General features: G+C 55.5%; 10 protein-coding genes. 2 read left to right on the top strand and 8 right to left on the bottom strand.

Features of this window, described 5'->3' with window-relative positions:
* The first annotated feature begins 40 nt into the window (after positions 1-40).
* Entirely contained in the window at positions 41-556 is a 516-nt protein-coding gene (locus IEX96_RS10925; protein ID WP_188873923.1) for a tetratricopeptide repeat protein, read from the top strand.
* 310 nt (positions 557-866) lie between these two features.
* Here IEX96_RS10925 and IEX96_RS10930 read toward each other — a convergent pair whose 3' ends face one another.
* The 4 genes from IEX96_RS10930 to IEX96_RS10945 form a co-directional block, all read right to left on the bottom strand.
* Positions 867-1,598, bottom strand: coding sequence for a Crp/Fnr family transcriptional regulator (locus IEX96_RS10930; RefSeq protein WP_188873924.1), 732 nt, complete (start codon positions 1,596-1,598; stop codon positions 867-869).
* Positions 1,599-1,649: 51 nt separating this feature from the next.
* A complete protein-coding gene (locus tag IEX96_RS10935; protein WP_150005567.1) occupies positions 1,650-2,285 on the bottom strand; it encodes a DUF6134 family protein in 636 nt (211 codons plus the stop codon).
* 285 nt (positions 2,286-2,570) lie between these two features.
* Complete coding sequence (locus IEX96_RS10940; protein ID WP_229773688.1) at positions 2,571-3,710, bottom strand: aminotransferase class V-fold PLP-dependent enzyme; 1,140 nt, start codon at positions 3,708-3,710, stop codon at positions 2,571-2,573.
* Positions 3,711-3,713: 3 nt separating this feature from the next.
* The gene (locus tag IEX96_RS10945; protein WP_188873925.1) at positions 3,714-4,697 is read right to left on the bottom strand and encodes a glucosaminidase domain-containing protein; all 984 of its coding nucleotides are present in this window, start codon (positions 4,695-4,697) and stop codon (positions 3,714-3,716) included.
* Between the two features lie 172 nt (positions 4,698-4,869).
* On the opposite strand from IEX96_RS10945, the gene IEX96_RS10950 reads away from it, so the two are divergent.
* Positions 4,870-5,736, top strand: a complete 867-nt coding sequence (locus IEX96_RS10950) for a division plane positioning ATPase MipZ (protein WP_229773706.1) — start codon at positions 4,870-4,872, stop codon at positions 5,734-5,736.
* Between the two features lie 85 nt (positions 5,737-5,821).
* On the opposite strand, the gene IEX96_RS10955 is transcribed toward IEX96_RS10950, so the two are convergent.
* The 4 genes from IEX96_RS10955 to dprA form a co-directional block, all read right to left on the bottom strand.
* Positions 5,822-6,427 carry a hypothetical protein gene (locus tag IEX96_RS10955; RefSeq protein ID WP_150005570.1) on the bottom strand — a complete coding sequence of 202 codons (606 nt, stop codon included), beginning with the start codon at positions 6,425-6,427 and terminating at the stop codon, positions 5,822-5,824.
* A gap of 193 nt (positions 6,428-6,620) precedes the next feature.
* A complete protein-coding gene (gene rnr / locus IEX96_RS10960; RefSeq protein ID WP_229773689.1) occupies positions 6,621-8,957 on the bottom strand; it encodes a ribonuclease R in 2,337 nt (778 codons plus the stop codon).
* A 32-nt stretch (positions 8,958-8,989) separates the two neighbouring features.
* Complete coding sequence (gene topA, locus IEX96_RS10965) at positions 8,990-11,689, bottom strand: type I DNA topoisomerase (RefSeq protein ID WP_150005572.1); 2,700 nt, start codon at positions 11,687-11,689, stop codon at positions 8,990-8,992.
* 81 nt (positions 11,690-11,770) lie between these two features.
* Positions 11,771-12,928: a DNA-processing protein DprA gene (gene dprA, locus IEX96_RS10970; RefSeq protein WP_188873926.1), complete on the bottom strand. Its 1,158-nt coding sequence runs from the start codon at positions 12,926-12,928 to the stop codon at positions 11,771-11,773.
* Positions 12,929-12,987: the final 59 nt, after the last annotated feature.

The following is a 12,987-nucleotide window of genomic DNA, read 5'->3' on the forward strand; positions in this document are numbered from 1 at the left end:
TTTATCTGTAATCTGCTTTGGGACAATGGGCGCCAGCCTGGTGTCCCTTGCGCAGGAAAACGCTGATCTGCCTGACCTGCGCCGCGCCTATGATCTGGGGGAGCCGGGGGCTGCCTTGGCCTTGGGCACAGCCTTATTGGAAAGCGATGAAGACGCACAATGGGCCCAAGCCATTGCCTTATTGGAGCAGGCCGCGTCTCAGGGTGCGCCGGTTTATCTGCTGATCGCCGATGCATATCGGGACGGTTTGGGCGTGCCGGTGAATTTGGAAAAGGCGGCAAACTGGTATCGAATCGGAGCGGAAACCGGCGACGGATTGGCGCAGTTCGAGCTGGGCCGCATGTATCTGGAAGGATTGGGGCTGACCCGTGATATGGTGCAGGCAGCGCTTTATCTGCAATTGGCCAGTGACCGCTTGACCGATCCGCGCTTGAAAGAGGACGCCGAAGCTGCCTTGGCCCATGCCAAATGGGGCGCAGACTGGAAGGATTGGCAGGAAGTGAAGCTGCTTTTGCAATCCTGGAAGCCAAAGCGCTTGTCTGATCTTTTGAATTGATCCCGTGCCGATGACCAAGAACCTCAACAGAGCCACCCCATAAAGAAAGCGGCGCTGTCATATGACAAACGCCGCTTCAAGGGTGCGAGATGTTTCAGGCAAAACATCTCGCGAGTCGCACCTTAAGTCTCAGGCTCGCTTAAGGACGACACACCCCCTTAGAAGCACAGCCCGTGCCAAAGCAGGCGATGCTGTGGATTCAATGGCTTATGGATTTGAGTGGGCAGGGCGGGGCGGCCTATGTGCCAAAACCTGACAAGGGAGGCCCCCGTTTTGGCACGCCTGTCCCTATTCGGGGCAGGCTATTTCTTTATGAAAGGTCGGCGTCTGCCAGCGATTGCAGTTGATCCAGATCGAGGATTTCGATCTGGTTGACCGCTTTGATCCGAATGATCTGGCTGGATTTCAAGCGAGAAAGAATACGGCTCACGGTTTCAATGGTCAGGCCAAGATAATCGGCAATGTCGCTGCGGGTCATGGCAAGATGCACATGTAAGGCGGGATCATCGCAGCCCCCCTGCTTGTGGGACAAGCCGATCAGGAAAGAAGCCACCCGTTCCTGTGCGGTTTTGCGGCCAAGGGCAAATACCAGATCCAGCATCGCATCCATGGCGGCGGCGCCCATACGGCGTAATTGCCGGTCCATTTCAGGGAAGCGTTCCACCAGTTCATCCAAAGACCGGCGATCAAAGCGGCAGAGCTTTGCATCCGAGAGCGCCTCGGCAGAGAAGCTGTAGTTTTCCGACAAGGTTAAACCGACAAAATCGCCCTTGGACAAAAAGCCCAGAATTTGCCGTCGTCCATCGGAGGACACGCGGGATACAGCAACGTCGCCGCTGATGATATTATACACATTGTCGGTCGGGTCGCCTTCAAGGATCAGGTTTTTCCCCCGCATCAATTCAAAGCGGGAGGCCCGTGCGGCCAGATGTTGAAGCTGGTGATCGTCTAGGCCGGAACAGAGAAAGCTCTGGCGGGCCGGACAGCTAAGGCACATGACCTTCGGGGCCGTCCGGTCGAAAGGGGCAGGCCGATTTGTCATCAAAGCTCCCCCTGAATGTGGGTGGTTCATGAAAAAGACTGTGCTTCGGGATCAGGCGGCTTTGCTGTCCACGCCATCTTTGAAGCGATAAAAGAGAGACTCGCCATCCTTGGTTAGAAGGTGGGCCTTGATCAGATAGCCATCATCATCTATCCAGAATTCATGGCTCAAGGCGTCTTTTTCCAGATTGACGATGCGGTAATAACGCGCATCCTGAATCTGGCCATTCAATTCCACCTTCACCCGATCATGGCATTCCAGACGGGACGGGCGCATCAGGCCGGTTAGGGTGTCGAGCAGCATGAAATCCTTTTGCCCCTCGTCGATCCAGAAATCTGTTTTTGTGAAGCTGCTGGGGACCAGATCCAAAGGCGCGGTTTGGGTGGCCTCATCGGTGGTGAGCATATAATGATCGTCTGTCGCCTCAAGCGCGACTTCTTCGCGGTCATTGTTGCGGCGGGTTTTGCTGGTCATTTCGACAAGCTGCCCATTCCGCCAGATTTCCTGTGCCTTATGGTCCATTTTAAAGACCGTGATAAAGGCCATTTTCACACGTATGCGGGCTTCGATATCGACGGAAACGCCGTTATCATTGGTGAAGTCATAAGAAACGCTGTGGGTCCCGATTTCAGACCCTTTGCGATCAATAGCATAGGTCAGCGTTGTTTTTTCGGGAGCCTTATTCACGGCGCTCGCCGGAGCAATATAAGCTGTTGTGATGGCGAGCAGGACGAGTGAAAAACGTTTTTTTAATGTCAAAACATACGCCTCATTTTATAAGCATAAACCGCGAAGCGCTTGTCGCGCGCTCATGTCAAGCACAAGCAAAGTTGATTGCGAAGCTTATGATAAACAACTCTTCACGAAGATTCCATAACTTATAATGTTAAATTGAGGCGAAAAAGGGCCGGATCATACGTTTACACGGAATAATTGTCTTCAAGTTGTTATTACAATTAAACAAAATACAATTTATTTTTGTTTAATTGTTTCGGAAAAGCACTGTTCATCTTGTTCGTCAATCCAGAGATGCGGAGCGATTCGCAGCCAATCGCCGCGAACGCTGACATAGACATTCCGGCTTTTCCAGTCTGCGGCCACGTCTGCTGCGGCTTTATGGGGATGGCGGGCCGCGATCATATGGGGGCTACGCCAGCTTTCGGGAGTAACGGCATATCCCGCATCAAGAAGGTGATCGACCAAGCGGTGGTTCAATGCGGACAGACTTTCGGCGATGGCCGCGATCTTCCAATCCAGAATCATCTGCAAGGCATCGCGTGCCAAGGGCATCAACTGGAAATTTGACCGTTCGCCCATATCAAAGCGCCGCGACCCGGGTTGGTAAGCATCCTGATAATCCACAAGGCGGCTGAAATCTTCCGATCCGGCGCGCAAGATCCAGTTTTCTTCCAAAGGACGCCCGTCCCGCCAGCGCGGGCTTACATACATATAGCCCAGTGCATAAGGGCCAAAGAGCCATTTATAGCCCGCCGCCACGGCAAAATCCGGATCGATTTCCGCCAAGGACACCGGAAGTGCGCCCAAGGACTGGGTCAGATCGAGAAACAAAGCCGCGCCCACCGCACGGGTTGCTTTGCGAATGGCCACAAGATCCAGCATTGCGCCGGTTGACCAATGCACATGGGGAATCGCCACTAAGGATATCTGCGACCCCAATTGGTCGATCTGGTCTAAAAGTGCGGCTGTCCAATCCTGTTCCGCAGGGCCGGGAACGGCAAGAACGGTTGCCCCATGTTCGGCAGCAAGCCGCGTCCAACCATAATAATTGGAGGGAAATTCCTCGGCCAATGTCAGGATGACCGAGCCTTTTTCCGGCGTTAAATTGCGCGCCGCCGTTGCCACGGCATAGCTTGCAGAGGGGACAAGGGCGACCGCATCGCTGTCGCAGGCCATTATCCGTGCGGCCAGTGCACGCACCTCTTCGCTTTGGGTGAAGAAATCTTGCGGTGTGACCTGCCATGGCCGTTGCCGAAGAGCGACGGTGCGATCATTGGTGGCGGCAAAGGCTTTCGGTGCCGGTGTCATATAGGCGGCATTGAGATAGCACAGCTCTCTGGGCAGGTCGAAGCGATCTCTTTGTGGTGCGATCATGGCTTAGAGCTTTTTTTGTGCAAAGGGCTTTGGGGGCTTGGGGGGCTTGGGCGTTTTCCCCCATATGGTGGACCGGGCAGCCAGACGGGCGGCATCGAAATCTTCTAAACGATTGCCGGAAATGATGGATTGTAGATCCTGCACATAGGCTTCCCGTCGCTCGGAATACTGGATCAATCCGGGGGTAAGGGGGCGTCCTGTCACCGGCTGGTCATTGGCCCGCAACGTTTGGCGGATGGTCCGGAGATGCGTATAGGCACGGTTGCGGTTGATATTGCGTATATAGCCACGCACCGAATCGATCAGGAAGTCAAAGGCTTTGATCCGGTGGGTTTTGCCGCTTCCCCGGCGGGTGGGAACGATGCCGTTGTCTTCGTCATTCCATGTCCATTGGCCATAAAGGGCATTGCCGGTTTGGGCAAAGCGCGATGTGCCCCAGCCGCTTTCAATGGCTGCCTGTGCCAAGGCCAAAGACGGCGGGACAATATCCACCCGTTTTGCCAGACGCTTCAGGCTGTCATCCCTGATTTTAAAGTCGGACCCCAAGCCGTAGGTGCGGGCAAGCCGATGCAGCCAGCGTTTGTTAAGGGTGCTCAGGCGCGCTTCTTTTGCCCTTTGTTCCATAAGGGTCAAAAGCCGTTTTCTGTCTTCCAATACCAGTTCATTCACCCGCAAGATCAGTGGCAGCATTGTGGCAATGAAAGCCCGTTTGCGGTCGGTGGCGCGGGGGATATCTTGCAATCCATCGGGCAAAGACGCGAAAAATATGCGGGGAACGGCGTGGGCGCCTTTCCGGATATCAGGCAAGCGATATCCAAGTTTTTGATAAAGCTGGTCAAGAGCATCCGGCGGTGCAAGATGGCGTGCATAGACCACCCGATCGGCTGAAAACGCCCGTTCCCGTGCCATATTCCCCTGAAAAACGGCCATCGCAAGAATGGCAACAAAAAGCAGGGCTGGCGTTAAGAAAAGAAAGAGTTTGCGCATATATAAGGCTCATTGACCGTTTCTATCGCGTGTCACATGACGGGAATGATCGGGGGCTGTCAATGTTTCACAAGATGGCCCGGCAGATATTGAAAGCAGGATGGACAGCCTTGCAAGATCTGGTAACAAAGAGGCCGAAACGCGGCAATTTGGAGAAATTTGCGTGCAAAATATGACGAACGGACAGGGGCGGACCTTGAAGCGCGGGGCCCATATCCTTGTGCTTGGGAATGAAAAGGGCGGTTCGGGGAAATCCACAACGGCGATGCATTTGCTGATGGCCTTGGCGGCTCAGGGGCGGCGTGTGGCGGCGATTGATCTGGATTCCCGTCAGCGCAGCCTGTCGCGTTATCTGGAGAATCGCAGCCGCTTCATTGCGGACAATTCGGTTTCTCTCGAGGTGCCTGTGGTGCATACTATCGCCCGGTCGGAATTGAATTCGGTTGATGCGGCCAAAGCGGAAGAAAAAGAGCGCCTGATGGCGGCACTTTCGGAATTGCGATCTTTGTGCGATGTGGTGGTGATTGATTCTCCGGGCAGCGATACCAATCTGGCCCGCTTGGCCCATGCGCAGGCCGATACCATCGTGACGCCTTTGAACGATAGCTTTGTCGATCTGGACCTTTTGGCCCGCGTGAACAGCACCAGTTATGAGATCGAAGGCCCCAGCCATTATGCGGAAATGGTGTGGGAGGCCCGCAAGCACCGGGCCATTGCGGACCGCTCGCAAATCGACTGGATCGTGATGCGCAACCGTGTTTCTTCCTTGAACGCCCGCAATAAGGCGCGTGTAGAAAAGGTGTTGGCGGCCTTGGCAAAGCGGGTTGGTTTTCGCTTTATCCCCGGCCTGAATGAGCGGGTGATCTATCGCGAGTTGTTTTTAAAGGGCCTGACGCTGGTGGATCTGAAAAAAACCGCGGGGCTAGGCGTGAGCCAATCGCTGACCATGAGCCAGGTGGCGGCCCGGAATGAACTGCGTCGGGTGGTGGAAGCGTTGAATTTACCGCCGGTGGCAGAGACGGCTTCCGCTGCGGAATAACCTTTAAAGCCATCACATAAAAAGCCTGCGGCGAGTGATCGCCGCAGGCTTTTTCTATGGGAGTTGTTTGTCGCCTGGTCTTGGTTCAGACTTTCACACGCTCTCGCTTGTTCATCACCACAAGGCCGGTGAGACCCATAAGGCAGATCAGGAACAGAGCAAGGGTATGGGGTTCCGCAACGGCGACCAGATTGGTGGACACCACATCAAGTTCAATCCGGAAGTCCCACGCGCCACCAAAGCCTGTGCGACTCATATTCCAGAGTGACCGATAGGTGCCGGAGCCAAGTACAATATCGGAGAAAGCATGTGTGGCCGTGCCCCCAAGCCAATTTTCGCGAGGACCACCGAGAGTGTCGCCCGTGACAATATTCCGTAGAAAGGAGGTGCTTTGCCAATAAATTGTGGGGCCGACAAGGGACAAATCTTCCAGAATGAAGCGATAGCCCACAAGCTGTGTGTCTTCGGCGATTTCAAAGGAAAAATCATTTACCTTCAGGCAAGAGTTAAAGGCGCCCCCCACCCAACAGCCGCGTCCCTCAACCACATTGGTTCCCACACCCATGGTCAGGGGGGCATTGAAGCGCAAAAGCCCGTCGATGGCCTCATCATAGTGAATTGGCGTTGCTTTCGCTTCCAGAGAAGCTGTGAAAAGCGTGACAAGGCTGATTAAAAAAAGAATGGGTCTCATGGGATATCCTATGGTCATAGTGCTCATATAAATTATAGCAATTTGAATCTATGTCAGCATTTTTTATGCCAAATGCTGTTTCCTTTTGATTTTATTGGGTTTTATTTTGTTGCGTTGCAATAAGATCTGAAAAACTGTCAAAGATTCAGACAGGGCTTTCCCATTTTGAAACAGTATAAAAAGGCCCGCCTTTTCACCGGGCCGATTTACGGTGCCGTCCGGGCTTGGCTTTTCCTTTCCCTCCCGGTTTTCTTTTAGCCTTGTCGCGGCCGGCCTTTGGTGTTGTGCCGGATTTATGTGGTCCTGCGCTGTGCTTTTTATAGGGGCGGCCGGATGATGGTTTGCCGTTTCGGTTCGGTTCGTTCACCAGTTCCAGTTTCAACCCACCAGAGATGGGTTGCGCTTCAGAAAGCCGCACATCCACCACATCGCCGAGCCGGTAAACCTGGCCATGGCGTTGCCCCACCAAGGCATGTTGGTGTTCTTCATATTGGTAGAAATCCGATCCCATGGTGGAGACAGGAACCAGCCCGTCGCCGCCCGAAGGCATCAGGGTGACAAACAGGCCAAAGCGGGTGACGCCGGAAATACGGCCTTTGAAACTGTGCCCGATACGCCCTGCAAGGAAGGCGGCCAGATAGCGGTCCACACTATCGCGTTCCGCTGCCATGGCGCGGCGTTCGGTTTGGGAAATGGCTTCTCCCAAGTCTCCCATCGCATCGATTTCGCTATCGAGCAGGCCATCATCGCCAAAGCCAAGTGCGCGAATAAGCCCGCGATGCACCAATAGATCGGCATAGCGCCGGATCGGTGAGGTGAAATGTGCATAGCGCGTAAGGGCAAGGCCGAAATGGCCTTTGTTTTCAGGGCTATAATAGGCTTGGGTTTGGGAGCGCAGCACCACTTGATTGATCAATATGGCATGGGGGGTATCGCGGAATTTTTCCAATACCTTATTGAACATGCGCGGGCTTAGGATTTGGGAACGGGCCAGCTTATAATCCAATGTGCCAAGGAAATCGCGCAGGGCTTCCACCTTGTCCATGGCCGGTTCTTCATGCACGCGGTACATGCAGGCCATACGCTTTTGCTCCAGCGTTTCGGCGGCACATACATTGGCCCAGACCATCAGATCTTCGATCACCCGATGGGCACGCAGCGGCACGCGGGGCACGATCTCGGCAATTTCCCCATCTTTGTCCAACAGGATCTTCTTTTCGTCCGATTGGATTTCCAGGGGGGAACGCTCAGTCCGGGCTTCGGTGATGGCATCATGGGCGGCATAAAGCGGCTTCAGGACAGGGTCCAGCAAAGGGGCCGCTTTGGAGGATGGATTGCCGTCCATTGCGCCTTGCACTTCTTCATAGGAAATATTGGCGGCAGAGCGCATCACGCCGCGCACAAAGCGGTGGCGCTGCTTTTGTCCATGGGCATCAAACCACATATGCACCGCCATGCAGGGGCGGTCCTCACCGGGCCTCAAGGAACATAGATCCGTTGACAGTTCTTCGGGCAGCATGGGCACAACCCGGTCAGGGAAATAGGCGGAATTGCCGCGCAGGCGGGCATCCCGATCCAAAGCGCTATTGGGGCGCACATAATAGGCCACATCGGCAATGGCGACGATCACATGCCAGCCGCCCGGATTGGCCGGGTCCGTATCAGGTTCGGCAAATACCGCGTCATCATGGTCGCGGGCATCCGCAGGGTCGATGGTGATCAGCGAAATAGCCCGCAGATCTTCGCGGCCATCAAAAGGGGCAGGGCGGGCCGCTCGGGCTTCGGCCAGGGCTTCTTCGGAAAATTCCGTCGGCAGATCATATTGATGGATAGCAATCAGCGAGATTTGCTTTGTTTGCGATACATCACCATGCCGTTCCACGATGCGGGCGGGCTTCAGGCCCCTTTGCTGGTTGTGGCGGCGGGGCAACAAATCCGCGGTCACCAGTTCACCATCCAGCGCGCCGGCCACATCGCCTTGATCAATCAGCAATTCATCCCGGGCCTTTTTATCAATGGGCACCACGCGCCCGCCCAGATCACTGCCGTGGAAAACACCCAGCATTTGCTTGGTCGAGCCTTCCAGAACCTTGATGATGCTGGCGCTATAGCTTTGCTGGTCTTCCAAAAGTGTGAGCCGCACCAAAGCGCGATCTCCACGGCCCAAGGCCTTGGTTTTGCCGCGCATCTTGCCGTCGGAGAGATAGATTTTTGGGGCAGGTGCATCGCTGTGCCAATTGGCTGGCCGGGCCAGCACATCGCCAAAGGCATCGGGGCCAGTGATGTCCACCACGGTCACGCTGGGCAGCCGCCCCGCAGGACGCAAGGTTTTTGAAGAATCGCGCTCGATCACACCGTCTTCCACCATTTCGCGCAGGCGGTGCTTCAATTCAATGCGATCAGACCCCTTCACCGAAAAGGCGCGGGCGATTTCCCGCTTGGTGATCTTTTCGTCGCTGCTTTCCAAAAATTGCAGAATGTCTGCCTTTGATGGAAGGGTCGATTTTCGGTCAGTCGGGGCCTTGCTCACGTCGTTTCTTTCTAAACAAGGCTGCCCATTTTTCAGGTTTTTTCAGGGACGGCCTTTTTTTGCGTTTTGCTGCTTTTCGCGGGGGCTTTCTTTGCAGAGCCTGCGGCTTTTGCAGCGGGTTTCTTGGCGGCAGTTGCTTTCTTCGTTGTTGTTTTTTTAGCCGCCGGCTTCTTCTTTGCCGCCGGTTTCTTCTTTGCTGCCGTTTTTTTCGCGGCGGGCTTGCCCCCCTTGGCTTCCTTTGCTGCCAATAGTGCCAGCGCTTCATCCAATGTCAGCGCTTGCGGGTCCGTGTCTTTGGGCAGGGTTGCATTGGTCTTTTGATGGTTCACATAAGGGCCATAACGACCGTCCATAACACGGATTGGCTTGCCCGTCTCGGGGTGATCGCCAAGGGCTTTGAGCTCGCTTTTGGCAGCGGTCCGGCCTTTGGCATTTTCCGCCAAGGCAGCGATGGCCCTGTTCATGCCGACAGTAAACACCTCTTCGGTGGAACTGAGCTTTCCATAGCTTTTTTCATGCTGAACATAAGGACCATAACGCCCGATATTGGCGATGATCGGCTGGCCGCTTTCGGGATGTTTGCCCACTTCGCGGGGAAGGGACAGCAGCTTTAAAGCGGTGGGGAGGTCTATATCATCGGCGGACATATCGCGCGGGATCGAAGCGCGGGGCGGCTTTTCGCCTTTTTCCACCGCTTCCCCGCGCTGCAAATAGGCTCCGAAACGGCCTGAACGCAAGGTGATCTCTTCGCCGCTTTCAGGGTCGGTTCCCAATATTTTTGGTCCGTCTGCCGCCGCTGTGGCACCGGCATCCGCGCCGCTTTCCGAGAATTGTCGGGTATAGCGGCAGTCCGGATAATTGGAGCAGCCGATGAAAGCTCCGAACTTCCCTGTTTTCAAAGACAGGCGGCCATCTTCACAAGACGGACATTTGCGCGGGTCGGTTTCGCCATCCGTGGATTTGAAGATATAAGGGCCAAGAAAATCGTTCAGCTTTTCCAGAATATCCGTGTTGCGAATGGCCAGAACATCTTCGGTGCGCGGTTTGAATTCACTCCAGAACGCACGCAGAACCGCTTTCCAATCGGCTTCCCCCGCGGAAATATCATCCAGCTGGTCTTCCAGCTTGGCGGTGAAATCATATTCCACATAGCGTGCGAAAAAGCTTTCAAGGAAGGCCGTGACCAGCCGCCCTTTATCATCGGGAATGAAGCGCTTTTTCTCCAGACGCACATAATTGCGGGCCGCCAGCACTTCCAGAATCGAGGCATAGGTGGACGGGCGCCCGATCCCCAGTTCTTCCAGCTTTTTCACAAGGCTGGCTTCAGTAAAGCGGGGCGGCGGTTCGGTGAAATGCTGGGCCGGATTGACCTTTTCCGTGGTCACATCTTCGCCTTCCTCTACGCGGGGCAGGCGGGCTTCGGCCTCATCTTCTTCATCGTCGCGGCCTTCTTGATATAGCGTCAAAAAGCCATCGAAGGTGATCACGGTGCCGGTGGCGCGCAAGCCCACATCGCCGGAGCGCGATGTCAGATCTATGCTGGTGCGTTCCACATCGGCGCTTTGCATCTGGCTGGCCAGTGTGCGCTTCCAGATCAGTTCATAGAGTTTATATTCATCATCATTCAGGGCCGCCCGCAGCTTTTGCGGCAACAAGCCGGGGTCGGTGGGGCGGATGGCCTCATGGGCTTCCTGAGCGTTTTTCGCTTTGGATTTATAGGCCCGGGGCGCATTGGGCAGATAGGCCTCGCCATAGCGGGCGGCAATGGTTTGACGGGCGCTGGCAATGGCTTCGGCGGCGATGGAAACCCCGTCGGTTCGCATATAGGTGATCAAGCCGGTGGTTTCACCGCCCACGGTTTTGCCTTCATAAAGCGTTTGTGCCAACCGCATGGTGCGCGAGGCACCAAATCCCAGTTTGCGCGCGGCTTCCTGTTGCAATGTGGAGGTGGTGAAAGGCGGCTGCGGATGGCGCTTGCCGGGTTTTTTCTCCACCGATGACACAGAGAAGTCGCGGTTTTTGATGGCCTCAACAGCACGCATGGCGCTTTGTTCATCGCCAAGGCTGTAGCGATCGAGCTTTTCCCCTTCCAATGTGACCAGCCGGGCCGTAAAGCCATTGCCCGCCAGCGTTTTTACGGCGGTTTCGACGGTCCAATATTCGCGGGGGACAAATTGTTCGATCTGCAGTTCCCGCTCGCAGATCAGCCGCAATGCCACCGATTGCACCCGCCCTGCGGAGCGTGCACCGGGCAGTTTGCGCCACAAGACCGGAGACAAGGTAAAGCCCACCAGATAATCCAGCGCCCGGCGCGCCAGATAGGCATCCACCAGTTCCTGATCGATATCGCGGGGCGTATTGATCCCCGCCTGAACCGCGCGTTTGGTGATTTCGTTGAACACCACGCGCTTTACTGTCACGCCCTTTAGAACGCGTTTTTTCTTTAAAACATCCAGAACATGCCAGGAAATGGCCTCACCCTCGCGGTCGGGGTCAGTGGCCAGATACAGATGGTCAGCCCCTTTTACGGCAGCGGCAATTTCGGTGAGGCGCTTTTGCGAAGCGCGCTCCACTTCCCATTGCATGGCGAAATCCTCGTCAGGGAGCACCGACCCGTCCTTTGACGGAAGGTCGCGTACATGCCCATAGGACGCGAGAACTTTGAAAGTGCTGCCAAGATATTTGTTGATCGTTTTTGCCTTGGCGGGCGACTCGACGATAACGACATCCATATTGTGCTTTCCGTCGGTTTCGGCCTTACTCTTATGGGGGCAGGAGCTAAAGGCGTGTTGGGCTGCTGTCAATAAGCAGTGTTAGAAGCTCGCGCCGCAAAGAGCGACTTTTGAACCGGGCAGGCGTTCCACGGTGCCTGCCAGTTCAAGCTCTAAAAGCGCGGTTAAAACGATGCCAATGTCAAGCCCTGCATCGCGGGCCAGATCATCTATGCGGGTTGGTGTCGGGGATAAAAGATCGCGCAATGTTTGTCGGTCCTGTGCGGAAATGTCTTCGGTGACGGGCAGGCTTTGTCGGCCATATGCGGGCCCTTCCGGCTCGGCCAGAGGGGTTTGCAGGCCGGCCAAGGCATCCAGAATATCGGCTGAACTTTCCACCAAAGTGGCACCGGATTTAATTAAGGCATTGGCCCCTTTTGCCCGTGGGTCCAGTGGCGAGCCGGGGATGGCAAACACCTCGCGGCCCTGTTCGCCCGCCAAACGTGCGGTGATCAAGGAGCCTGATCTTTGTGCGGCTTCCACCACCAATATTCCAAGGGACAGGCCGGAAATGATCCGGTTGCGCTTGGGGAAGTGACGGGCTTGTGGTTGCACGCCCAAAGGCTCGTCGCTGACCAGAAGCCCTTGTTCCGAAATAGATTTTTGTAGCTCCTCATTTTCGCGCGGATAATAGATATCCAGCCCCCCTGCCACCACGGCAATGGTGCCGCCCATGAGGGCGCCTTGATGAGCGGCGGTATCCACGCCCCGCGCCAAACCCGACACCACCGCTACACCGGCTTCGGCCAGATCTTTGGCAATTTTATAGGCTTGTTGGCGGCCAATGCTGCTGGCATTGCGCGCCCCCACTATGCCGATGGTGGGCTGGTCTGCCAGATGGCGTGCGCCTTTGGCGATCAAGACCGGTGGGGCATCTTCGGTGGCGGCAAGGCGTTCGGGATAATCGCAATCCCCTAAAATGAGGGCCGTAGCACCAAAGGCATCGATCCGCGCCAGTTCTTTTTCAATCACAGATTTGGACGGGATGCTGAGCGGCTTTTTCCGGCCACCTCTTCGGGCCAGATCGGGGATGGCCTCGATGGCCTTCACCGCCGTTTTGAATTGCGAAATCAGGGCGCGAAATGTGGTTGGCCCGATACTTTCGGTGCGAATCAGGCGCATACGGGCGATTTTTTCCGCACTATTCAAAGCGGGCACGGTTGATCCGGGGCCAAAGGGCAGGGGAGGCTGTGTGTTCATGCCAGCATGGTCTTCATGGCAGCGGCGATGGTCAATTAAAAGTTGAATATTTTCGGGAA

Source organism: Iodidimonas muriae (assembly GCF_014647255.1).
Lineage (GTDB): Bacteria > Pseudomonadota > Alphaproteobacteria > Sphingomonadales > Rhodothalassiaceae > Iodidimonas > Iodidimonas muriae.